The sequence below is a fragment of the Candidatus Methylospira mobilis genome (assembly GCF_009498235.1).
Classification (GTDB): domain Bacteria; phylum Pseudomonadota; class Gammaproteobacteria; order Methylococcales; family Methylococcaceae; genus Methylospira; species Methylospira mobilis.
Genome location: NZ_CP044205.1, coordinates 3,000,604 through 3,023,140 on the forward strand (window position 1 = coordinate 3,000,604; position 22,537 = coordinate 3,023,140).

Consider the following 22,537-nt stretch of genomic DNA (forward strand, 5'->3'; position numbering starts at 1 on the left):
GCGGTTTAGACCTATATGTCACCCAGTGCCGCAGCCGTCGACAACTCATTCGTATCCTTACTCCGAAAGACTAATACCCCATCAAGCAAGGATTGAAGCCGGGAGGAATCTTTCGTTTCACATTCCCATAGAAGCAATATTCGCCAGCCAAGATTGGTCAGTTCAGTAATGTTTTGCAGATCGCGTTCGCGTGTCCGCTGCAATTTTTTCCGCCAGAACTCCACATTGGAAGCTGGAATTGTTGCACGCGGACACCCTGGATGTTGATGCCAAAAGCATCCATTTACAAAAATACACAAGCGATACTTCGGCAACACAATATCTGGTTTGCCGGGAAGATCCTTGCGATGCAACCGAAAACGATAACCCAATTGGTAAAGAAGCTTGCGGACGCGCAGTTCAGGTGTCGTGTTTTTCCCCTTAATGCACCCCATAATTTCGGAGCGTTTTTCCGGTGAGAAACTATCCACTGGATTCATCAGACTTCATAGGGATGAAATCCAACCCAACTCGTGAAAGATGCGACCCCAGTCTATGCAGCAAGTTCAGTGCGTATTCATATCGCAGTTGGGCAACAACTACACCTTGGTACTTTTTATGGCTGAGAATTCCTTTTTCGTCGACTATATATGCGACTTCCAGTTGATTGGAGCCATTGAATGCTCCATTGCCCGCTGCAAAGAGCTGTTCCCATCGCAATGGCTGCCCGTCAACATCTCGGCCTTCAGCATTTTCTGAAAACCCGAAAACATTTAGCTTATTTTCTATTTGCAAAAAAAGATGGCTCCCACGGCTCGCGTTTTTCAGTGCTGGAGTTTTGTCGGCACTGTACAGTCTGACGGCTTTGAATGGCAACCAAGATCCAAGGCGCTTCTTCCAGCCTTTATCATTTCCTTGGCCCGGCACAAGATCACATGCAGGCGTAAGACACAGCCAGTATTCACTGGAGCTTGAGGAACGATCAATACGAAGAATATGTCCGGTAGTGAGATGATGCCCCTCAATTGGTTTACTGCATGCATAACTGTTTAACTGCAAACAAACGTCCTCGCGTTGTTGGCCTGCACCAAGGAGATCAAACCGTTTCATCATCATGTGACGATGATCGGGATGCGAAAGATAGGCAGCCACTCGTTCCGCAAAATCAACAACACTGGATTCGATTTTTCCGCCCAGACTTTCCCAATGCCTAGCTACATTCAGCCTTACGCTCGTTCTACGCTTGGCTTCGTCGGATTCCAGAATTTCCTCCAGCCACCCGGCATGCAAGTGGCGATTCATCAATACCCCGGTTTCTGCCATGACGCCTTGCTGATCCAGCTCGCTTCTCATTTTCGACATAATAAGCCTGTGGGGAACCGGGTCCCACGCCTCAAGCGCATCCAGCAGTCGCTCTGGAATAGTGTTCGGATCGTGCTGTTTCGATACAACGGTTATAAAAAGGCTGTCTGTTCGTATCCAGTTAATATCATTGTTGCTTCCCGTTGTTACACGACCATACGGAACTTGAGACATTTTCTGACAAAAATCGCTCTGACGCCGGTGCATCAGTAACTCGATAACCTGATCTGCATTAAGATTTACGCCTTGTGGAATCGAATTCAAATATCGAGCAAGGTCATTCAGCTCCGGCATTTCAGATATAGCATTCCAACTACGATCGTCCCTCTCCAGAACTTTCAAGAACGCGATTTGATCTACACAGCCCAATAAATAATCAAAAATGCCGTCTTGAATATCCTCCCAAGCCCCCATTTTTTTCTGCAAGCTGGTTAATTTGCCCTGATGAAGCTTAAGTTGAGTAGCTGGGCATGCCAAACTTAAAGCAATCTCGTTGATAGTATTCTCTATACCGGCACCGGCCTCGCTTCGATTTTGTGTATACACCACCACCAAATTGAAATTGCTGTTGCCGGCAAGCCGTCGCAAAATATTGATAGCTTTTTCACTTCCCTGATTTCCATCCAAGTGATAGTCGAGAATCAGCAAATCGGAATGATCGAAATGCGAAGCGCTATCTCCCTCAGACTCAATTGGCGGCGTTTTGCCGTCATGAATGTCAACAAGCCAGGGAGTTGGCTGCCTGTTTCGGCAAAAATCAAGAATTTTGAGAACATTTCGGCAATTTTCGGCATCTTTCGGATCCCGAATTTCTCTGCTATCATTTCCAGGACACCTAGGGAAACGCTGATTTAATCGCCACCTAATTCCATATATTTATTATGGATATAAATTAACCATGGTATAATAATCAATATATTATACTGAAACGGTTTCCGGCGTATGATGAAACAGACCACCCTCCTTGACGTTCTTCTCCAGCAAAAATCGCGTACCACGCGGCGCGAGACTTTTTTGAACGCGATGGATCAGGTAGTTCCCTGGTCTGAACTGGTCGAGCTCATTCAGCCGGTGTATCCCGCTTCCGGACGAGGTCGTCCGCCTATCGGGATCGAAAGGATGTTGCGATTGTATTTCATCCAGCAATGGTACGGCTTTTCCGACGAAGGAACAGAAGATGCGCTTTATGATATGCCCCTATTAAGCCGCTTTGCCGGAATTGACCTGACGCATGAGCGTGTTCCCGATGCTACCACGCTATTGAACTTCCGCCACCTGCTGGAAGAGCATAAGCTGGCGCCGGTGATGCTGGGCCGCATTAATGCGCTTCTTGAAGCGAAAGGATTACTCATGCGCGAAGGAACGATCGTGGATGCCACGTTGATCGCAGCGCCGCCCTCGACCAAAAACAAAAGTGGCGAGCGCGATCCGGAAATGCACCAGACCAAGAAAGGAAATCAGTGGTATTTCGGGATGAAGGCGCATATTGGTGTGGATGCTGAATCGGGACTGGTTCATACGGTTGTCGGTACGTCGGCGCATGTCAGTGATGTGGTGATGACCAGCGAGTTGCTTCATGGTCGGGAACAAGTGGTCATAGCCGATGCCGGTTACATCGGCGTTGAAAAGCGCGAAGAGAATACCGGGAAAACGGTGGAGTGGTTGATCGCCATGAAGCGCGGCAAGCTAAAAGCGATGCCCGAAGGCCGATGGAAAGAAACGGTGCGCGAGATCGAAAAAAAGAAGGCGCAGATTCGTTCGCGTGTCGAGCATCCGTTCCATGTGATCAAGAACCTGTTTCATTATCGCAAGACGCGGTATCGGGGATTGGAAAAGAACACGCATCAACTACAGATTTTGTTCGGGCTTTGTAATTTGTACCGGAGCCAAAAGCGGCTGATGGGGTCGATATGAGGGATTATTGCGCCCTCAATCCGCCCGAAAGGCGGAAAATGCCGGTAAAACCGGTGGTTTTAAGAGGGAACGCATAAAAAATGCGCCAAAATAGAAAATTTAGGCTCAAAAAAATTGCGCACCGGCGCAGCAACCCAGGTTTTGGCTATTAATCAGCGGTTCCCTAGACTCTATCGATTTCTGCAGCAGCTTATCCAAGGTAGGATATTCGTCGTCCACGACAACCGCCGTACGAATCGGGTCGATAAAAACTTCTTTAATCAGATCCCGGTAACTGGGAACCGGATTTGCGGCAACAGCCTCACTCATACTTGGCGCCTTTGAAGTCAATAATGAAATTGGCTCCCGGGAGCCGGTTAAGTCGTTTATCGGCGGCATATTCAATGATATGTCCGCCGGCAGCAAGGTTGCTTCGACAGAGATAGAGTCCAACACCTCGCCCCCCACGTACCTTGCGCGTGAAAAACAGCCGAAAAAGGCGTTTGCGATCTTCCTCATCCACGCCGGGACCGGTATCGGCAACCACCACCTTGCCGTCCACGGCATCCAGCAGAATTTTTTTCTCTTCCTGATCGGAGTGATTTACCCAAAAGGCGGCGTTGTTCACCAGATTAACGAATACCGGATAGATGCGGGCCGGCTGCTCGAAAATTGAAAATCTCAGGAAAGCGGGGGTTGCTGCCAAATCAATACCATGCCCGGAAAAATCATTCCGAAAGAACCGCTGGACATAATCAAAAATCAGCTTGCCGGTCAGATTGATTCGGGTTTTAGGACCGGAAAGCTTCAACGGCGACAGAAAACGCAACCGTTCCACCAGCGCTTCATGACTGTCCCTCACCATCAAATAAGCTTGCGATTGCTTAACCACCTCGGGGAAAGACTTCAAACCGGTGGAAATAGTCTGCTCCAGACCCTCCATTTCATGACCGACAATTTCTACCGTGATGCCAAGCTGGGCCAACGCATGCAACCGATCCACTTCTTCACGCAACTCGTCGGCCTGATCCTGGCTGAAACGCGCCAAACCAGCCAAATCGATACGCTCCTTTAGGCTGTTCAGCGCGGAAATGTAGGGTTCAAACAGCTCCTCGTTCTCAAAATCCTGCAGATCCCGCTCCCGTTCCAGCTCCTCCGATACCTTGCGTAAAGAGAGACGCCCATGCTCTACATCACTGATAAGCGGCAACACTTTGGCGTGATAGGCTTTATTACGTTCGTTGTGAATTTCCGTAATGCGTTCCTGCTCCGTTATCAGCAATTGCTTGGCTTCCTGCGCCCATGCACGCAACCGCTTATGCAGGAATGCCGCGTTGGAATTCAGCTCCGAATAAGCGATATCCCGTGCCGAACGAGGTTTTATTCGTTCCAGAGCGCTGTCCAAAGAACTGGAAATCGATTCGAGCAACTCCTTGGTTCCACGCGACCTTTTACGGTAGTCCAGATAGCGCTCCTCCAAAGTTCCAAGGTTGCGCGGTGCTTCGCCTACCGTGGTTTCCTTCATGGATTGCTTCAGATCCTGCAGTTCAATCCGCAATGAAACCACCGCATCTTCCTGCGATAAATCAGAGGTACTTACCCTACTCGCCAAGTGTTCGGTTTTCGTCGACACATCAGCTAAAACAGGGATCGCACGATCCAGATTGGCGCGGAACCGTTTACGATTCTGCACGCGCTGTTTATTTCGCGCCTCTTCCGCCTTTTGTTTTTTGTACTCCTCCTTTTTATCGAGGATAATCTCCTTGCGCATACCGGCATCGGTACCGAAATAATTCCTAGCTGTGGTTTTTAATATATTCCCCACCAAATCACGGAGGCTTTTGGCGGCCTTGTTGTCAATCAAACCCTCGCGACCGGCCTTGTCGCGCAGATTGGGATTTTGCTCCTTACGCAGTGCGACTCGACCAAACAAACGTCGCAACGACCAGAACTCTCGTCCAGCATGCATGCTTCTGCGTTTTTCGATCTCGAAAAAATCGTTTCCTTCCCGTCCGTAGGGCATCACGCGCAGACCGTTTCGATAGACCATAAAGCACGCATACAATCTGGCTTGTCCCTCCAGACGCCTAAATACCTCCGGGCTATGCGATGTTGCTTCTGGCTTTTGTTCGAAAGTACCGATTCGAAGGTGGAACGCCCCCACATGAGAATCTTTTCTTGTTGGGACACCGATTGCCGGCGGAATTGATACCTCACCATCCAACCATGCACCAAAGGCCTTGATCCGACCATGAAATATGCCGTTTGCGTCGACTTCTCCATCGACGACATGTTCCATCTCAAGCAAAGTATGCATATCGATGGGAGACTCGTCACCGATAATTTTTCGTTGTAGAGCGCCCTCCCAAACCGTCACGCGAGTCGAAAAATCGGTAGCACCGTACCCCAGTTTGCGCTCCTTTTCGTTCAAAAACGGATCGGTGAAATTCGCCAATGTCTGAAACAGTCGCTCGCGAGCTTGACGTACCGCGTTGTCCTTGCCTTCATCGTGACAAGAAAACATCGCATCAAGATCGAACTGAATATCGGAAACGGCCAGCATGGTTCCATGATCTGTCATCCCCTTCCACAGCGGCCATTCGGAAAAATGCCGCTCTTCAAAAACGGTGCCGATTACCGTTGCCTCGATTTTTGACTGCGTTGTTTCGACCTCTCCTTCTGCAGTCTCCTGGTCGGAAAAACGCTGCCACGCCGCCTCAATACGATGATCACGTTCGCTCTTCTCCGGCTTACCGCCGCCCCAGACGTTGCACATCAACCGTTCAAAAAGTTCAGGCAACAGAGGCAGCAACTCCTGCTTCTCGTCAAATTCCACAAGAGGAATTTCGATATCCAACAAGAAAAGATAAGGGTTCTCGAACAGTCGCCAATCGATCAATGCTGCGACAAACGGATAATGTCGTCTTTTGGATACCACAAGCAGCAATGATCCCAAATTGGCGGACGACAACCGACCGATTCCCTTTTGCCCTTGTTTGGTACGAGGCGCTAATCCGTCGCGATCTTCTTCTGCTTTTCGACTTTCTTCTGCTGATTCCGGAGTATCGCTTTGATCAATTTTCGATTCTGTACCGACTACCAGCCAACGTTCGGTAAACTCTTGACGGTTCATGCCGTGACCGTCATCGACAATGGTTGCGATGGCTGGTTTGCCATCATAGATATTCAAGGCAACATTGCGCGCATAGGCATCGTAGGCGTTTTTCCACAGTTCGGACACTGCAGTCGGACAATCGGCGATTTGCTCACGCCCGAGATGATCTATAGTACGGGCGCGCGTTTGAAACGCGAACGACTCAATCATGCGATCGCTCCCAGGCAAGAAGCGCTTCCTTGATGGTACGCAACAACACCTCACCAAGTCGGACTGGAACCGCATTACCGATTTGCTCGCCTCCGGCAATCAAACCGCCATTAAACACGAACCAATCAGGAAAAGTTTGAAAACGTGCAGCCTGACGTAAGGTAATGCCGTGATGCTCGGTCGGATGGACAAAACGTCCCTTGGAAGGGTTAATACAGGCAGTCGTCATCGTTGGGCCGGGTTGGTTCGGATCAATCCGCCCATAAACATCGCGATGCCCGTTATGATTAACATGGCAGGACAGTATTCGCCCCGAATCCTTACGACTACCGCCATTTGGCGGCGTCCGCCGAAAAACATCGACGAGAGCGGAAGTATGATTCATATGCACATTATTCTTGTCGCCGATACAAACAGGAGAGTTGAATACTGCTGAAGCTGTCAGCCAAGGCTGTAGTACAGGATTTGCCAGTCTAGCCTTGTCGTCGCCATGAGTCGGACAGGGCGGCCAATCAATAGTTAAATCGATATCACGCCGGACACCTAAAACAAAAACACGCTTGCGACGCTGCGGGACACCGTAATCTCTTGCATCGAGAATCTCCGGCTGACGCAGCAAATATCCCGACTCCCGCGCCTGCCTGTAAAACTCGTCAAGAAAATGCCGATGCCGCTGCCATAGCAACCCCGGAACATTTTCCATCAAAAAAACCTTGGGGCGAAGATGACCTACAAAGTCAAAATATCGAAGAATCAATTCATTTCGTGGATCGTCGATCCCGGAGTCATTGATTCTATGAACAGAAAACCCCTGACACGGCGGCCCGCCCAATAAGATATCGCATCCGTTTCCATCAGGAAAATGATTTACTGCTATGGTTAAGGGGTTCAGAGCCCTTATATCCACATTGTAAAGATGCGGAATGCCTGCCTCGACCAGATTTGTCGTGTAGGTTTTGCAGGCATTAGGATTAAACTCTACAGCCGCCACAACATTGATGCCGACATTTTTTGCCGCCAAAGAGAATCCCCCCGCGCCTGCGAAGAGATCAATACAGGTCAGCCAGCGGTTTGACACATCAAAGCAATCGCACCCCAACCGGTTATTCTCGTCTGTGATTCGCTTTGAGTCGAGCGTTGTATGCTGGTCTACAACTACCATGAGAGTAATGTGCTATTAATCGTTGGTCACAAGTTGACCCTGAGTTTAATTGATGATTATATCACCAACAGTAACTGCTGCGCCGACAGCATAAGTCAGGAATAACCGAGTATTGAGAGTGTAGGAGAACCTCGTTTTTTGGCCAAACTTATACTTTCAAGACATTGATATTAAATAATAATATCATTTTGTTTTTAGGGGTATTCTATAGATTCGTCATTCGATCATAATTATGCAGGAGAACCGCCATGCCAATAGCAAGATTCTGCTTTATCGCAACCCTATCGATGGCCTTTTGCCCAGCCTATGCAGACGATCAGCCGCGCTTTCAACAACCACAGCAGGCAGAAGGCCGTCCGCGCATACCGCCTGCGGAGGCTTTCAGCGCGTGCGAAGGAAAGAAGGAAGGCGACGCTGTCACCTTCACCAGCCGGCGCGGCGAGACGATTAGCGGTATCTGCAAGACAATACCCGCTCAACTGGCGGCGATACCGGATCGTCCACCCCGAGGAGGCAGTAACGACAACAGTGGAAATCAGCCACCGCCGCCGCCCGTTGACCGGTGAGGAAAACCGTCGGCTGCGAGTTGTACGCGAGTACGTTCAAACGCAGGGACAGAGGCAAGTACCTCGTTCCGCCTGAAAACAGCGCAGCTAGCCGTACGCTGAGCTGGTTACGCCGCAAACAACTCGCCGTAAGCCCAATACTGCGGCAATAAATCGAGCGCTTCGGCCACCGGCTGGTAAACGACATGCCCCTGATACGTATTCAGCGCCCTGGCGAATCCGGGGTCGGTTTTCAGCGCATTCAGCCCGTCGTTGGCCAGCCGCAGCAAATACGGGAACGTCGCCTGAGTCAACGCCAGCGTCGAGGTTCGCGGATACGCGCCAGGCATGTTGGTTACGCAGTAATGGGTTACGCCGTGCTTTTCAAAAATCGGCGCGGAATGGGAGGTCGGCCGCGAAGTTTCGATACAACCGCCCTGATCGATGCTGACATCGACAATCACCGAACCCGGCTTCAGCAGTTTCACCATCGCTTCGCTGATCACGTAATCCGCTCTGGCTCCATGCGTCAGCACGCCGCCAATCAGCAAATCGGTATCCGGTAATTGTTCCGCGATGCGCTCGGGCGAGGAGGCAAAGAACTCAATATCGTCGGCGATCTCCTTCCTGAACAGCCCCGCCCGGCTTTCATCAAGCCCGACGACGGCGACATGCGCGCCCAGACCGCGCGCCGACTTGGCGGCATGATAGCCGACCACGCCGTCGCCGATCACCAGCACCTTGCCGTGACGCGTACCCAGCACTTCGCCCAGTTGCACGCCCTTCCCTCCCCACGGACGCCCCAGATAATAAGCCCCCACCAGGGCCGCCATATTGCCGGCAATGGCGCTCATCGGCGCAAGCAACGGCAAGCGCCCCTGCGCGTCTTCCAGGGTTTCATAGGCTATGGCGGTGGTGCCCTGTTGCAGCAGGGTTTGCGTCAACGCCTTCGGAACGCCGGCCAAATGGAAATAGGTGAACACGATTTGCTGCTTAAGGAACCCGTATTCCGGCTCCTCCGGCTCTTTCACCTTGACCACCAGATCACGGTTCCAGGCTTCTTCCACGCTGCCCAGCGTCGCGCCGACGGCCAGATATTCATCGTTGGAAAACCCTGAGTTCACCCCGGCATCGGTCTGCACCAAAACCGAATGACCGGACGCAATCAACTGTTTCGCTCCTTTCGGCGTCAGCGCGACACGGCCTTCCTTATCCTTTATTTCGCTGGGGATTCCTATTTTCATGAGCGCTCCATAAAATTTTTAACATCCGATAAAACCCTGGCGGCGATTTTGTCCGCTTCCGCATCGTAACTGAGCTGCCCTGCTTCTCGCCGCAACCAGGTTAATTGGCGCTTTGCAAACTGCCGTGTAGCGATGATAGCACGCTCTACAAACTCGTCGTAACTGCACTCTCCCCGCAGATAAGACCAGGCTTGCCGGTAGCCCACGGCGCGCATGGACGGCAGGTTTTCATCGAGATCGCCGCGTTGATACAGCATTTCCACTTCGGCGACAAATCCCTGTTTCAGCATCAGATGAAAACGCGCCGCTATACGCGCGCGCAGGCTGTCGCGATCGGCAAAGGTCAGCTCGATACGCTGGATACGGCATGGCAAATCATCGGGTTGTCTTGCCGTTGCCTGCTGCAGGGCGGTCAGGCTGCTGCCGCTGACATAATACACTTCCAGCGCGCGCTGGATGCGCTGTGGATCGTTGGGATGTATACGCGCAGCCGCAACCGGATCGATTTGACGCAATTGTTCATGCATCGCCACCCAGCCGATGCGCGACGCCTGTTCATCCAGTTGACTGCGAATGGCGGGGTCGGCAGCCGGAAGATCGGCCAGGCCATGCAGCAAGGCGTTGAAATAAAGCATGGTGCCGCCGGCCAGTATCGGCAAGCGGCCTCTGGAGAGAATGTCGTCCATCAACGACCGTGTTTTTTCCCTGAACTGCCCGGTGGAGAAAGCCTCCGAGGGATCAACAATGTCGATCAAATGATGCGGCACCCCGCAACGTTCCGCCATCGACGGCTTGGCGGTGCCGATGTCCATGCCGCGATACACCAGCCCGGAGTCGACGCTGATTATCTCGCCCGATAGCGCCTGCGCCAGCTCTATCGCCAGCCGGGTCTTGCCGGAAGCGGTCGGACCCATGATCGCCAAAACCGGGGGCAATACCGCGTGCATCGGCTTCGCCTGCATCACTGTCCGCGCAGGAAAAACTTGTCGAGCGCCTTCGCGTCCAGTTCGACCCAGGTCGGCCGACCGTGATTGCATTGTCCGAAATTTTCGGTAGCTTCCAGTTCGCGCAACAACGCGTTCATTTCTGCGATTTCCAAACGCCGTTGCGCGCGCACCGAGCCGTGACAGGCCATGTCGGCCAGAATCGCGTTCGATGCTTCTTCCATGCGTCCGCTATGGCCGACTTCATTCAAATCCGACAGCACGTCGCGCACCAGCTTCTCCGCCTGTCCGGCCTGCAATGCCAGCGGTACCGCCCGGATCAATACCGTATCGACGCCCGAACGCGTCAGCTCCAAACCCAACTGCTCCAGCTGCGCCGCGTATTCGTCCGCCAGATCGGCTTCGCGCGCGGTCAGCTGCAAACGTATGGGCAGCAACAGCGGCTGACGCGCAATACTGCCGCTGCGGAACTGGCGTTTCATGCGTTCATAGGTGATGCGTTCATGCGCCGCGTGCGTATCCACCAGCACCAGGCCATTTTCGTTTTCGGCGAGAATATAAATATTGTGCAGATGTCCGAGAGCAAAACCCAGCAACGGCGTTTGCCCGGAAACCGGCTGAGCAGGCGGTTGTTTCGGCAAGCCCGGTTGTTGTTCAAGCTTTGTTTCCATGCGCGGCGCGTACAGATCGCTCAATCCGCGCAAGGTTTCCTGCACGCGATTTGGCGCGGGCGTGGAACGGCGTTCGCCGTAAGAGGTGGACCCGAATCGCTGTTGCACGGCGGCAGGTTGCGAAACCGGCGTGAAAGGCGCCGACGCCATGGGCCGTTCCGGAGATAGTCCGCTTTCGCTTTCCTCGCTTGGGTCTTGAATTTCGGTAGTGCCGGGCCGGTATTCGGCCAGCGCGCGCTGTACGCTGCGATACAAAAAATCATGCACCAGCCGCGTTTCACGGAAACGCACTTCCAGCTTGGTCGGATGCGCATTCACATCGACCTGGGCAGGTTCCAGCGTCAGATAAAGCACGTAAACCGGCTGGCGGCCCTGGTACATCACATCCTGATAAGCCTGTTTCAAGGCATGCATCACCAGTTTGTCGCGTACCAGACGGCCATTGACATAAAAAAACTGCAAATCGCCCTGCGCGCGCGAATAGCCCGGCAGCCCGGCCCAGCCGCTCAGCGTCATGCCCGACGAAACGTTATCAATTGCGAGCCGGTTTTGCAAAAACTCGTCGCCGCACACGCGCGCCAGACGCTGCGCCTGCGCATCCGGGTGCGGCGCCGGTTTCAGGTCGAAAATTTCCTTCTGATTATGCGTCAGGCGAAACGCCAGATCGAAGCGGCTCAGCGCAAGACGCTCAAGCAAGGTCTGGATATGCGAAAATTCGGTTTTGTCGGATTTCAGAAACTTGCGGCGCGCCGGCGTGTTATAGAACAGATCGCGCACTTCCACCATCGTACCCGGCTGCGCCTGCGCCGGTTCGACCGAATAAGCCGATTCGCGGCCATCGGCAACTACCTTCCAGCCCATTTCATCCTGCACGGTTCTCGACAGCAAGGTCAGCCGCGAAACCGAACTGATGCTGGGTAAAGCCTCGCCCCTGAAGCCCATGCTGGCAATCTGCTCCAGATCCTCGAGACAGGCGATCTTGCTGGTGGCATGGCGCGACAATGCCAGCTGCAACTCGTCGCGCGGTATGCCGCAGCCGTCGTCGCGTATGCGGATCAGGCGCAAACCGCCCGCTTCGATATCGACCTGAATCGCGTTGGCTCCGGCATCGAAAGCGTTTTCGATCAGTTCCTTGACCACCGACGCGGGCCGCTCCACCACTTCTCCAGCAGCTATCTGGTTGATAAGCTGGGGCGGGAGTAACTGGATAGTCATGGGGTAACAAAAAATGCAGATTTATTGAGAATAGACAATTTTTAATGCGAAGTATGGGATTACAGTAGCTATTCAACGTGAACTTTTAGATTAAATCGAGGCCGACGGGAATGAGGCAAGCATGCCGTGACACACCGTAAATCCAGGGTTTCGCCAGACTTGCCTTACTTTCTCTCCAACCGGGTATGCTGAATAGTTACCGATTATAAAGCAAAGCCGGGGTTCCTGTTCATGATTTCGCAATAGTAATAGCAATATATTATGTAAACTCATTAACTTACACACCATGATTATCTTCAGCGTCCAAAACTACCGCTGCCGGCAGCAGGTTTGAAGAATTGTCGCGCGTAAATTGCTTATAACTTATAAATAGCATTGGGGCTCACCGCAAGAACGTCTGGCGACCTGCGTCGACTATGATTAATCACAGCGGGGCAAGGGAAACAGGCGATCGCATTCCGTTCTGACCACTTGATAGCACTCACAGACCCGCGCCTCCAGTCCCGGCCGATCCAGCACCTTGATCTGACCCCGATGGTAAGAAATCAACCCCGCTTGCTGCAATTTCCCGACAGCAGCCGTTACACCTTCGCGGCGCACGCCCAGCATATTGCCAATCAAGTCATGAGTCATAGTCAACTCGTTTCCGTCCAGCCGGTCGAGGCTTAGCAGCAGCCAGCGACAGAGCTGTTGGTCGACCGAATGAAACCGGTTGCAAACCGCCGTCAGCGCCGTCTGGGTAATCAGCGCCTGGGTATAGCGCAGCAATAAACGAAACAGCGGCCCGTTGAGGTTGAACTCCTGTTGTACCAGCGATGCGTGCAGCCGATAGGCATGGCCGCTACTCTGCACCACGGCTCGATTAGGCATGGTTCCACCGCCCATGAAAAGGGCGACACCGATGACGCCATCGCTGCCGACTACGGCGATTTCGGCTGACGCGCCATTCTCCATGACATAAAGCAACGATACGATGCAGGTCGTGGGAAAATAGGCGTAACGCAACTTGTCCCCATACTCGTAGACAACGTTGCCGAGCGGCATCGGAACCAGTTCCAGATGAGGGAAAAGACGCTCAAATTCGGCTACGGGTAAGCTGTCTAAAAGAAAGTTTTGTCGGCGGGAGTTATATAAAGCTACCATCCGATTGACTCGACGGAAAGAGATGACGGAAAGAGATGACGGAAAGAGATGACGGAAAGAGATGACGGAAAGAGATGACGGAAAGAGATATGGTATACCAATAAGGGGGTACCGTGTTGAACTCTGGTAAAATACCCAATTATAAAGCGGCGTGCCATGGAATTCGTCTCCCAGCACCTCAATCGATTATAGCCATCTCAATTTATGTAAGGATAAGACGGTATGGAGCGAAGGCCTGACTGGATAAAAAAACGCCAATCGCTAAGAAAAAAGTCGGAGGATGTGCTTGCCGGCGTATCTCAGGCAGACAAGGCATTGCTGCCTTATGAGGTATTGCAGCATGAGCTTCTGGTACATAAGGTCGAGCTGGAGATGCAGATTGAAGAGTTGCGAAGAAGCCATATCGCAATGGAAGAGGCCAGGGATCTCTATGTGGATCTTTATGATTTCTCCCCGGTCGGCTACATCACCATCAACCGGGAATGCCTGATTAGCGAAATCAATTTGACTGGGGCTGCATTGCTTGGCGTTGATCGCGCCAAACTGGTCAATCGCCGTTTCTCGCAGTTTATTTCTCCTCAAGATCAAGACCGTTGGCATAGCCTGTTTCTGAAAACAATGAAAGATACCGGAACCGAGAAGCAAGCATTCGTTTTTGAAATGACGCGTTCCGATGGTTTCACCTTTCATGCCTATCTCGACTGCAGACGCCGGGAATCTCTGGACGCGCCCCCCACATTGCGTCTCGTGATGATCGATATTGGTAAAATCAAGCAGGCTGAAGCGGAAAAGTCCAGCGTATGACCTTCCGTCCGGCTACTTACCCAGACTCCGATCGCCGGTCGACATTCCTTGTTGCCGTCAGCAGATTTTTCAACACCCCGATGAGTTTATCCCGCAGGGTATGCAGTTCCTTTAATCGCGCCGGGGCTGCGGCAGGGCGATCCCGTACCGCCGTATTCAGCAGTTCGTTCGCCAATGTGTGCAGTTGCCGGCGCAAAGCTTGTTTTCGATGCTCTCATCGTCTGGCGTTTGCTGTCCAGCCTAAGCCCCAAGAGGCATTGGCGTTCATTCAGCAATGGCGTGGTTTCGCTCCTGGCCTGGCGGTTGGGTAACTGGGTAAGCAGATCCTGTGTAACCGGTGAGTCCAATAAAGGCCCGGTTGACACGCTGGATCACGGTACCGGCATTGGTGACCAGTATGGCTTCCTGCGTCTCGAAGGCCGTGGCGGCGATACGCAAATCTTCCTCGGTCAGTTTGAGCGGAGTGCTATCGGCGAACGCGATACGCAGGGCCGGATGCCCGTCCTCTGCGATCCTGTACAAATAGTCAAAATGCGCATGGAACAGCGCGCCGTCTGCGCGTTTCAAGCGTAGATCACAAGTTTGCCGTGCAACTCCGGCGTGTTTCATCGCGCTCAAGAGCGGACTGCGCCAGCGCTCCAGATCCTGGCGCGCAACAAACGCGTCTATACGCAGGTACATCAATTTGCTGCGCTCCACGCAGAGTGGCGTGGCTGCAGTGAAATTGGCTTCGATAATCAGCACATCCCGGTTTAACGTAAGATACCCGATGGGGCAAATTCGCAGAGGTCCACATAACGGTCGCGGGATTGTTTCAGGGTAACTTGGGCTTGTTTTAACGCCTCATTCTGCATGATCCAGTTCAATCTGCTGTACCAGGAGTTCGTGAAGCATATTCGCGCCGGAATCATCCGGCAACGCCTTTGTGCGGGCTTCCGGTCATTGAGCCGGCGCTGTCTCCGCCCTGTCCCGTAATTGCAGAGTGGATGATATTCCCCCCTCCCGCTTCTTGTTCACGTTACATCCTCTATTGCCAGCAGGATTAATGGCTTATTACCGACTCGAGGCGTAATGAGACGGGCGTTGAGCAGCATTTTTCGGTAACCGATGCCGGGGAAGTCGTGCTCAACCACATAATCATCAAATGTTTTATCCTGTTGCAGGATGTTTTCAAGCAATGTGCGCAAAGAAGCAATATTCCACTGGCCGTTGCCCAATTCGTAGATCGGGCGGCCCAGAGTCTCTCCCGGCGTGGCCTGGAACTTGTTGTAAAACGCGCGGCTGACCGAGACGATCTTCATGTTGTCCTCCAGTACGATAAGCGGCTCGCGTACCGCATTAATGATGTTTTCGGCCAGTTCTCGCGCATCCTGCATGGCCATCTCGGCATCTCTACGCGCGCTGATGTCGGTAAAGCTCAACACCACGCCCTCAATCACATTGTCCAGGGTTCGATAAGGCTGAATACGCGTCAGATACCAGCCGCCGGTCGTAATATGTACTTCGCGCTCATGCGGTATCAGCGTATCCAGCACGGTCCGGGCTTCGGTCAGCAGATCGTCGTCTTCTATGGCCGATTTGATGTCGCTCAAAGGCCGGCCCACATCGGTGACCACCAGACGGTAGATTTTTGCCGCATCGCGCGTAAAGCGTCGGATTACCAGGTGTTCATCCAGGAATATGCTGCCGACATTGATATTGTCGAACAGGTTCTTCATATCATTCTGTACGCCGATCAATTGCTCGATCTTGGCCTGCAGTTCGGCATTGACCGTAATCAGTTCTTCATTGACCGATTGCAGTTCTTCCTTGGAGGTTCCCAGTTCTTCATTGCTGGATTGCAGTTCTTCGTTGACTGATTGTAATTCTTCGTTGGATGCCTGCTGCTCCTCGATAGTGGCCTGCAGGTTTTCTCTGGTATAGTCCAGTTCGCGCTCCAGTTCCTCAATGCGTCCCTGCCCGGAGGTTGCGGCACGTTTACGCCGTAATGATTTTCGAGGCGGGGAAAGCGCCGTCACATCCTGAAAACTCAGCAGTAATACACCTTCATTGCTACTCAGACCGGGCAGTATACGGACGCTGAGGCTCACACTGGTAAAGCCGCCATTGGTTTTTACCGAGAGCTCCCGACCCAGCGTAGGCGTTCCCTGACCGGCGGCATGGAGGGCCGCACGCAGATCGAGCGACAAGCCTTCCCGCGCCATCTCGATAACGTTCAAAGTCGGCTGGCCCGGCGCAGGACGCAGATACTTGCCGGTTTCTCCGAACACGAAAAGAATGTTGCCCTTGGCGTCCGTCACCACCGAGGCAGGCGCATAAAATTGCAACAGCGCCCGCCGGGTGAGTTCGGCGAAGTTGCCGTCTCCGCTCTTCCTGATACTTGCCTCCGGTGCTTTGCTGCTGTTGTCGGATATCCATAACGGATCGGTCATCAGCGCGCGGCTGAAGGTCGAGGTACGAATGGCCCGGTAGAATTTCCATTTGCGGTTGAGCGGTGAAAACAGCCCGGTATGCGTACCGATGCTCTCCGCAGGCGAAAGAAAAAGGACGCCCCCCGGCCTGAGCGCGTAATGGAAAGCAGGAATGAGGCGCTGCTGCAGTTCTGGCTCCAAATAAATCATCAGGTTGCGGCAGCTGAGCAGGTCGATCTTAGTGAAAGGCGGATCGCTGATGACGTTGTGCAGGGCGAACATGACCTTTTTGCGGACTTCCTTGTTTATCCGATAGCCCGCATCCTCCTTGACGAAGAAACGATGCAGCCGTTCAGGCGTGACATCCTGTGCCACGGTGAACGGATATATCCCCGCGCGGGCGAAAGCGATGGCGTCTTCATCAAGATCGGTAGCGAAAATCTGAATATTAAAGATCTGGTGGGTTTCCTCCAGCCACTCATACAGCAGTATGGCGATGGAATAAGCTTCCTCGCCGCTGGCGCAGCCTGCCACCCAGGCGCGAAACACGTAATCTGCGGGTTTGTCGCTGAACAGTTCGGGCAGAATGTCCTGCTTCAATATCTCGAACGCCTCCCCATCGCGGAAAAAGCCGGTGACATTGATCAGCAGCTCCTTGAACAGCATGTGTACTTCGTGCGGATTTTCCTTGAGATAGCGCGCATAGACATCCGTATCGTCGATGTTGTGTTGCGACATGCGATGTTCGATGCGGCGGTTGATGGTGCTTTTTTTATAGAGTGTGAAATCGTGGCCGCTGGCAGCGCGCAACTGCATCAGAATACGGTTCATGCCGCTGATTGCCGCCGGGGTTGGCGGTGTTCCCTGAAAGATAACGGTTGAGCGTGTACCTGACCCCAGAGCCTTGGCAATTTCATCCACGGGCAGGACAAAACGAGCGCATCCGGCGTGTATTGCATTGGACGGCATGCCGTCGTATTTTGCCGAGATCGGATCCTGCACGAAAGTAACGCCGCCGCCGTCAAGGATCGCTTTCAGACCGAGGGTGCCGTCTGTACCGGTGCCTGACAGGACGATGCCGATAGCATTGTCGCCCTTGTCTGCGGCCAGCGAACGCAGAAAAGTGTCAATGGGCAGGCGCTGCGCATGCGATTCATCCGGGATATTCAGTCGCAGTTTGCCTTGCAGGATAGTCATGTCGCGGTTGGGCGGGATGACATAGACGTGATTGGGCGCTACCGCAATCCGGTCGTTGGCCTCAACGATGGGCAGAGCCGTGCTGCGTTGCAGGATTTCAGTGAGGAGGCTGGCGTGGTTTGGGTCGAGATGCGATACCAGTACGAAAGCCATGCCGGTGTCGGCCGGAACATTGCGGAAAAACTGCTCGAATGCCTCCAACCCGCCGGCGGAAGCGCCTATACCCACAACGGGGAGGTTATTCACAGGGATTGTTTCCATTTCATTCAGGTAGTATGCCCCAGTGGAGTTTTTTACCGCGTTGAGGTGATGATGGATTTTCCGTACTTCACCCTACCGCGTATCAATAACTGTCGAACTTTCCCAGCACCGCGCGTAAGCAGCGGTAACCTATACGTTCTTGTTCGAGTCGGACGCCTGCGCCTATGCGGTTGTCGCGCAACTCATCGTACAACGCGCTTTCAGCGCTGTTGAGGCGCGGCAGTTCGCGGCGTAGCGGCTGCATTTCACGTCCCCATAACGCTTCGTGCGCCATCAGGGTATCACGATCCGTCAACAGCGATTCGATGTGGGGAAAAACAGCGCGCAACTGATCGAGAATGGCAAAACCATGAGTGTCGATATCGCCCCAGTAATGGATACTGCACCGACGCAGCCAATCCGCTTGCGCCAGCATGTCGAAACCGTAACCAGCGCCGAAAATCACCATGCTGTCGGCTATAAGCGGGAACGCCAGAAAGTTGATTTCGTTTTCGGTAATAAATACGCGTTCTATTTTCGGTTCCTGCAGCGCAAAACTGTCGTGAGTAATACCGATATCCTGATCGCGGCCCGGCAGCATTGCCTGCGCCGGATCCAGCATGCGGAAACGAATACGCAGCGGTTTATCCAGAAATCCATAGCGGCTGCAAAAACCGTTGACGACACCGGCCTGCCTGTTGATCACATCCACGGGCAGCAAACGCCATTGCGATCCCGATCGAAGAATTTGCAGAACGGCAACCAGAGCAGACACACTTATCAGAAAAACAGCAGTATAATTATTTTCACCCTGACAAAGCTCGTGTCATAGCCTGTAATAGCTGCGTGCATAAAGTATTATCCATCCGCATTAACATGCTGCATCATAGGTTCATAAAGCGCTCTCGTCCAATCCGCAAACCCTGCCCGACTCAAACCGGAAAAATCGGGATAAAACCGGTTGAGATAAGGATCGAATTTCAGCGTGCCTGCAGTAAATTCATCGCCTTCGTAGCGCTTACGCGCCGCATCATCGGCCTTGGCTGCGTCCTGGTTTTTTTCATAAGCCAGCAGCCAGGCAAAAGCGGTTTCGCAATCGACAGGCAGCGGTTTTTCCATGCCCTGTTGCCAGGCGTGAACCAGTATTTGCAAATAATCCTGCGCGCGATCGCGCGCGATCGGGGACAGAATTACGCCTTGGTCTGAACCGATCTGCAGAGTTTGCAGCGGCAGACCGGAAGCGCAGGCGGCGAGATGAAGCACCCAACTCCGCACCAGATTGCGCCATTTGAACTGGTCTTTATTGAATAGCGGCTGCGGACTCAGCTGTATCAGTGCGTAATGGCCTGAGTTCGGGTCTTGCCGTAAACCGGCCAGATTACCGCTCAGGCTGATGCGGACGGTCTTATCAGCTAGACTCGACTCGAATTCCAGTTGGATATCTTGCGTATCTACCGCCAACGGCCATTCCCGATAGGCTGTACTTGCCGACAGCCAGCTCTGCCAGGCCGGAGCGGCGATGGCGTCGTGCGCCAGACGCGCGAAACCGCCCAACGGCAATTGCCCTTTTCGCGCCAGCAGCGTGCGCTGTTGCGCAAAAAACGCTTCCTTCGCGCTCTCATCTACTTGACTCGCCTGGGCTGAGTGTAAAAACCCGCTACCCAGCATCCAGCAATCCAGGCCGTCGAAGTCGAAGGGCTCGTTGTCTTCGCTGACGGCATGATCCGCGTCGAACCAGAGCTTCAGACTTTCGTTGCAAAAACTCATGACCGGATAGCGCAGAAACCGCGCCAGAGCGGTCAGAGACAGGTCTATCGAATCATCAGAAATGCCGTCGGGCAGTGGAATTACGCTTATCGGCGACTGCTTTTCCTGCCGGTGCCATTCGCGCGCGTAGGTGAACAAACGCGAATCGCGATCGCGCGCGACGTAGCGCCCGCTGAAAGCCTGCAACGGATGTTCCAGCGTCAACCGCTCCAGCAACGACTGTCCGTTGCCGGCTCCGGGTAAACGCCATCCCAGCCGCAGATAATCGCGTAGCTGGGCTACCAGTACCGAAGGCGGGCGCAATGCGTTATCGCGCACACTACGCCCAACCCAGCTGATATAGAGTTGCTCGCGCGCCGACAGCAAGGCTTCCAGAAACAGGTATTGATCGTCCTGTCTGCGCGAACGGTCGCCGGGCCGGTAGCCGCCATGCAGATTGCTCATCAAATCGAAGCTGTGCGGTTGATGGCTGCGCGGGTAATCGCCGTCATTCATGCCCAGCACGCAGACGATACGGAACGGAATGGCGCGCATCGGCATCAGCGTGCAAAAATTGACGCAGCCGCCCAGGAAACGCTGCGTCAAACCGGGTTCATCCAGCGCGGACAGCCAGGCCTCGCGCACCACCGTAACCGGCAAGGCTTCGTCCACAATGCCGCCCTGCTCACAAACGCTACGCCAGGCTTCCAGGCTTTGCAGCAGGCGCCCGCGTGTTTTGCGGTCGCGGTCATGGCTATCGTCAAAAAAATCCTCTATCAACGCCAGCAGGCGTTCCTGCCATTGCGCCGGCGTCGCGTCCTGCCGCAGGCTGTGCCAGTAACGCTCCAGGGTTTCCAGCAGATGCGCGAGCGCACCGACCAGTTGCGCCTCCAGCCCCCCGATTTCCTCATAGGGCTGCACGCCGTCGAAGGCTGCACCCGCGCCCAGCGCATAGCCCAGCAGCATGCGGCGCAGACCGAACTCCCAGGTGTTCTGTTCCAGCGATACCGGCATATCGAGACCTTGCGTACGCTGTCGGGCATTCAGCCCCCAGCGTATGCCCGCGCCTTCTATCCATAGATGCAAGCGCGGTATATCCTGCTCGCGAATCGCGAAACGTTCGCGCAGGCACGGCGCCTCCAGCAACGCTAAAACTTCGCTGACGGAAAAACGCGCATCGGGCAGATTCAACAGCTGTTCCAGCGCGACCAGCATCGGGTTTTGTCCGCGCTCGCGTTGATCGGCCAGACTGAACGGTATGTAACGCGGATCGTCCCGCCCCATCTGTCCGAAGACGGCGCGGATCTGCGCGGCATAAGTATCTATATCCGGCACCATCACGATAACATCGCGCGGAGACAAACGCTTGCCGCCTTGCTCCGCCAGCTGAAATCGCTCCAGCAACTGGTCGTGCAGAATTTCGACTTCGCGTTGCGGGCTATGCGCGATATGAAAGGCTATCGAGCTGTCGGCTGCTATTTCGGAGCAAACACCGGACTCAGGCAACGGTTCCAGATCCAGTATGGCTTGCTGCACTTGTTGCAACAGGCTCGGCTTGCCAACATCGGCATAATCTTCGAACAAATCGATGCGGTTATCGGGCCAGCCCCAATCGCAGTAATTTTCCGTATGATCGAAGTGATCCAGCAGCCGGATATAATCCCTGCCCTGTTTGCCCCAGGCCGCCAGCAGCGGATTGGCGTATAAATGCAACTCCGCATCGCTCAACAGCGCGGGCATGCCCGGCTTGCGCGCCTGACGTTTGCGCTCGGCTTTCAGCAGATCCTTGTCTTCGACGATATCGGCCCAGAAATGGCGGCAGGGATTGTGTATGCACAGCACGATCTGACTGAAACGCCCGAGCCTGGCCAATGCCTCCAACGTTTGCTGCGGCAGGGAAGAAATTCCGAAAACGATAACCCGGCGCGGCAACCCGGCAGGGCGGCGGTCGAGAGCGTCGCCAAGCGCCAGAAAACGCTCATGCACGTCCGCGCGGCTGCTCGCGGCTGCGCTATCCATAGCCGCATCGGCCTGCAGATTGCGCCAGAGTTGCGCCTGCCAGCGCTGGTCATCGGGCAAGTCGCGTGCAATACCTTCGGCGCTGCGCAGCACATCGCGTCCGCGCGCCCAATCCGTCAGCCAGTCGGCGCGGTAAACCTGATACTGATCGTATAAATCAGCCAGACGTTCGGCAAGTTGATAGCGCTTGCGCTGGTCGCCGTCGTCATGCAGAAACTTTTGCAGGGACGAACAGCCGGATTGTTGCACCCACTCCGGCAATAAACGGTACAGCCGCCATAGCAATACCGCCTCGCCCAAAGGTTGCTCGTCGGGAATTTCGGCATCGCCCAGCACCGCGCGGTATAGATTCCACAGAAAGCGCGCCGGCAATTGCATTTCCATCGCGCCGGCGATGCCGAGCGCGCTATCGGCTGCCAGTTCCTGCTTCAGCCACTGCCCCATGCCGGCGCTTTGCACCAGCACGATTTCATTTTCCAGCGGCGCCAGCGGATGCGTTTGCAGCCAGTAGGTCACCAGATCGCGCAGCTGTTCCAGCCGGTTGGAATGGATGACGGCGATGCCGGTATTCAGCTCGGTTTCATTGTTCACGGGATTTATTCATAACCGGCGCATGACTGTGCATTGCCTTGAGTAG

General features: G+C 53.9%; 18 protein-coding genes. 3 read left to right on the forward strand and 15 right to left on the reverse strand.

Annotated elements, in window-relative coordinates:
* Nucleotides 1–11: 11 nt before the first annotated feature.
* From F6R98_RS13635 to F6R98_RS13645, 3 genes are read right to left on the reverse strand one after another with little or no spacing between them, the layout of a single operon-like run.
* Nucleotides 12–479 (reverse strand): very short patch repair endonuclease, encoded by a 468-nt coding sequence (locus F6R98_RS13635; protein ID WP_153249505.1) that lies wholly within the window; start codon nt 477–479, stop codon nt 12–14.
* Nucleotides 463–2,034, reverse strand: coding sequence for a response regulator receiver domain (locus F6R98_RS13640; RefSeq protein ID WP_228125250.1), 1,572 nt, complete (start codon nt 2,032–2,034; stop codon nt 463–465). Before F6R98_RS13640 ends, F6R98_RS13635 begins: the two co-directional genes overlap by 17 nt.
* Nucleotides 1,983–2,135, reverse strand: a complete 153-nt coding sequence (locus tag F6R98_RS13645) for a hypothetical protein (RefSeq protein WP_153249507.1) — start codon at nt 2,133–2,135, stop codon at nt 1,983–1,985. Before F6R98_RS13645 ends, F6R98_RS13640 begins: the two co-directional genes overlap by 52 nt.
* Nucleotides 2,136–2,286: 151 nt before the next feature.
* Here F6R98_RS13645 and F6R98_RS13650 point away from each other — a divergent pair, with 151 nt between their 5' ends.
* Nucleotides 2,287–3,255 carry an IS5 family transposase gene (locus tag F6R98_RS13650; RefSeq protein WP_153250884.1) on the forward strand — a complete coding sequence of 323 codons (969 nt, stop codon included), beginning with the start codon at nt 2,287–2,289 and terminating at the stop codon, nt 3,253–3,255.
* A 105-nt stretch (nt 3,256–3,360) separates the two neighbouring features.
* On the opposite strand, the gene F6R98_RS13655 is transcribed toward F6R98_RS13650, so the two are convergent.
* The 3 genes from F6R98_RS13655 to F6R98_RS13665 are packed head-to-tail and all read right to left on the reverse strand — an operon-like array spanning nt 3,361 to nt 7,721.
* Nucleotides 3,361–3,564 carry a hypothetical protein gene (locus tag F6R98_RS13655; RefSeq protein ID WP_153249508.1) on the reverse strand — a complete coding sequence of 68 codons (204 nt, stop codon included), beginning with the start codon at nt 3,562–3,564 and terminating at the stop codon, nt 3,361–3,363.
* Complete coding sequence (locus tag F6R98_RS13660) at nt 3,557–6,559, reverse strand: ATP-binding protein (RefSeq protein WP_153249509.1); 3,003 nt, start codon at nt 6,557–6,559, stop codon at nt 3,557–3,559. Before F6R98_RS13660 ends, F6R98_RS13655 begins: the two co-directional genes overlap by 8 nt.
* A complete protein-coding gene (locus tag F6R98_RS13665) occupies nt 6,552–7,721 on the reverse strand; it encodes a DNA cytosine methyltransferase (protein WP_153249510.1) in 1,170 nt (389 codons plus the stop codon). Before F6R98_RS13665 ends, F6R98_RS13660 begins: the two co-directional genes overlap by 8 nt.
* A gap of 248 nt (nt 7,722–7,969) precedes the next feature.
* Between F6R98_RS13665 and F6R98_RS13670 the strand changes: the two genes are divergently transcribed.
* Entirely contained in the window at nt 7,970–8,287 is a 318-nt protein-coding gene (locus F6R98_RS13670) for a hypothetical protein (RefSeq protein ID WP_153249511.1), read from the forward strand.
* A gap of 107 nt (nt 8,288–8,394) precedes the next feature.
* Here the strand turns inward: F6R98_RS13670 and ald are convergent, their stop codons facing one another.
* The 4 genes from ald to F6R98_RS13690 form a co-directional block, all read right to left on the reverse strand.
* A complete protein-coding gene (ald, locus tag F6R98_RS13675) occupies nt 8,395–9,510 on the reverse strand; it encodes an alanine dehydrogenase (RefSeq protein ID WP_153249512.1) in 1,116 nt (371 codons plus the stop codon).
* Complete coding sequence (miaA, locus tag F6R98_RS13680; RefSeq protein ID WP_228124874.1) at nt 9,507–10,457, reverse strand: tRNA (adenosine(37)-N6)-dimethylallyltransferase MiaA; 951 nt, start codon at nt 10,455–10,457, stop codon at nt 9,507–9,509. Before miaA ends, ald begins: the two co-directional genes overlap by 4 nt.
* Before the next feature lie 14 nt (nt 10,458–10,471).
* Entirely contained in the window at nt 10,472–12,340 is a 1,869-nt protein-coding gene (mutL, locus tag F6R98_RS13685; RefSeq protein ID WP_153249513.1) for a DNA mismatch repair endonuclease MutL, read from the reverse strand.
* 420 nt (nt 12,341–12,760) lie between these two features.
* A complete protein-coding gene (locus F6R98_RS13690) occupies nt 12,761–13,483 on the reverse strand; it encodes a Crp/Fnr family transcriptional regulator (protein WP_153249514.1) in 723 nt (240 codons plus the stop codon).
* 222 nt (nt 13,484–13,705) lie between these two features.
* Between F6R98_RS13690 and F6R98_RS13695 the strand changes: the two genes are divergently transcribed.
* Entirely contained in the window at nt 13,706–14,287 is a 582-nt protein-coding gene (locus F6R98_RS13695; protein ID WP_228124875.1) for a PAS domain-containing protein, read from the forward strand.
* A 16-nt stretch (nt 14,288–14,303) separates the two neighbouring features.
* On the opposite strand, the gene F6R98_RS21655 is transcribed toward F6R98_RS13695, so the two are convergent.
* The 5 genes from F6R98_RS21655 to recC all read right to left on the reverse strand — a co-directional run bounded on the left by F6R98_RS21655 (nt 14,304) and on the right by recC (nt 22,491).
* Nucleotides 14,304–14,483, reverse strand: a complete 180-nt coding sequence (locus F6R98_RS21655; RefSeq protein WP_194269941.1) for a hypothetical protein — start codon at nt 14,481–14,483, stop codon at nt 14,304–14,306.
* A 68-nt stretch (nt 14,484–14,551) separates the two neighbouring features.
* Complete coding sequence (locus F6R98_RS13700; protein WP_153249515.1) at nt 14,552–15,031, reverse strand: hypothetical protein; 480 nt, start codon at nt 15,029–15,031, stop codon at nt 14,552–14,554.
* 269 nt (nt 15,032–15,300) lie between these two features.
* Nucleotides 15,301–18,141 (reverse strand): chemotaxis protein CheB, encoded by a 2,841-nt coding sequence (locus F6R98_RS13705; protein WP_228124876.1) that lies wholly within the window; start codon nt 18,139–18,141, stop codon nt 15,301–15,303.
* A 97-nt stretch (nt 18,142–18,238) separates the two neighbouring features.
* Entirely contained in the window at nt 18,239–18,910 is a 672-nt protein-coding gene (locus tag F6R98_RS13710; RefSeq protein WP_228124877.1) for a DUF2220 domain-containing protein, read from the reverse strand.
* Nucleotides 18,911–18,993: 83 nt separating this feature from the next.
* Entirely contained in the window at nt 18,994–22,491 is a 3,498-nt protein-coding gene (recC, locus tag F6R98_RS13715; protein WP_153249518.1) for an exodeoxyribonuclease V subunit gamma, read from the reverse strand.
* Between the last annotated feature and the right edge of the window lie 46 nt (nt 22,492–22,537).

What these genes read in the sequence shown, in the direction of transcription:
- F6R98_RS13635 (WP_153249505.1), bottom strand. Translation starts at nt 479, where the DNA reads ATGAATCCAGTGGATAGTTTCTCACCGGAAAAACGCTCCGAAATTATG.
- F6R98_RS13645 (WP_153249507.1), bottom strand. Translation starts at nt 2,135, where the DNA reads ATGCCGAAAATTGCCGAAATGTTCTCAAAATTCTTGATTTTTGCCGAA.
- F6R98_RS13650 (WP_153250884.1), top strand. Translation starts at nt 2,287, where the DNA reads ATGAAACAGACCACCCTCCTTGACGTTCTTCTCCAGCAAAAATCGCGT.
- F6R98_RS13655 (WP_153249508.1), bottom strand. Translation starts at nt 3,564, where the DNA reads ATGAGTGAGGCTGTTGCCGCAAATCCGGTTCCCAGTTACCGGGATCTG.
- F6R98_RS13660 (WP_153249509.1), bottom strand. Translation starts at nt 6,559, where the DNA reads ATGATTGAGTCGTTCGCGTTTCAAACGCGCGCCCGTACTATAGATCAT.
- F6R98_RS13665 (WP_153249510.1), bottom strand. Translation starts at nt 7,721, where the DNA reads ATGGTAGTTGTAGACCAGCATACAACGCTCGACTCAAAGCGAATCACA.
- F6R98_RS13670 (WP_153249511.1), top strand. Translation starts at nt 7,970, where the DNA reads ATGCCAATAGCAAGATTCTGCTTTATCGCAACCCTATCGATGGCCTTT.
- ald (WP_153249512.1), bottom strand. Translation starts at nt 9,510, where the DNA reads ATGAAAATAGGAATCCCCAGCGAAATAAAGGATAAGGAAGGCCGTGTC.
- miaA (WP_228124874.1), bottom strand. Translation starts at nt 10,457, where the DNA reads ATGCACGCGGTATTGCCCCCGGTTTTGGCGATCATGGGTCCGACCGCT.
- mutL (WP_153249513.1), bottom strand. Translation starts at nt 12,340, where the DNA reads ATGACTATCCAGTTACTCCCGCCCCAGCTTATCAACCAGATAGCTGCT.
- F6R98_RS13690 (WP_153249514.1), bottom strand. Translation starts at nt 13,483, where the DNA reads ATGGTAGCTTTATATAACTCCCGCCGACAAAACTTTCTTTTAGACAGC.
- F6R98_RS13695 (WP_228124875.1), top strand. Translation starts at nt 13,706, where the DNA reads ATGGAGCGAAGGCCTGACTGGATAAAAAAACGCCAATCGCTAAGAAAA.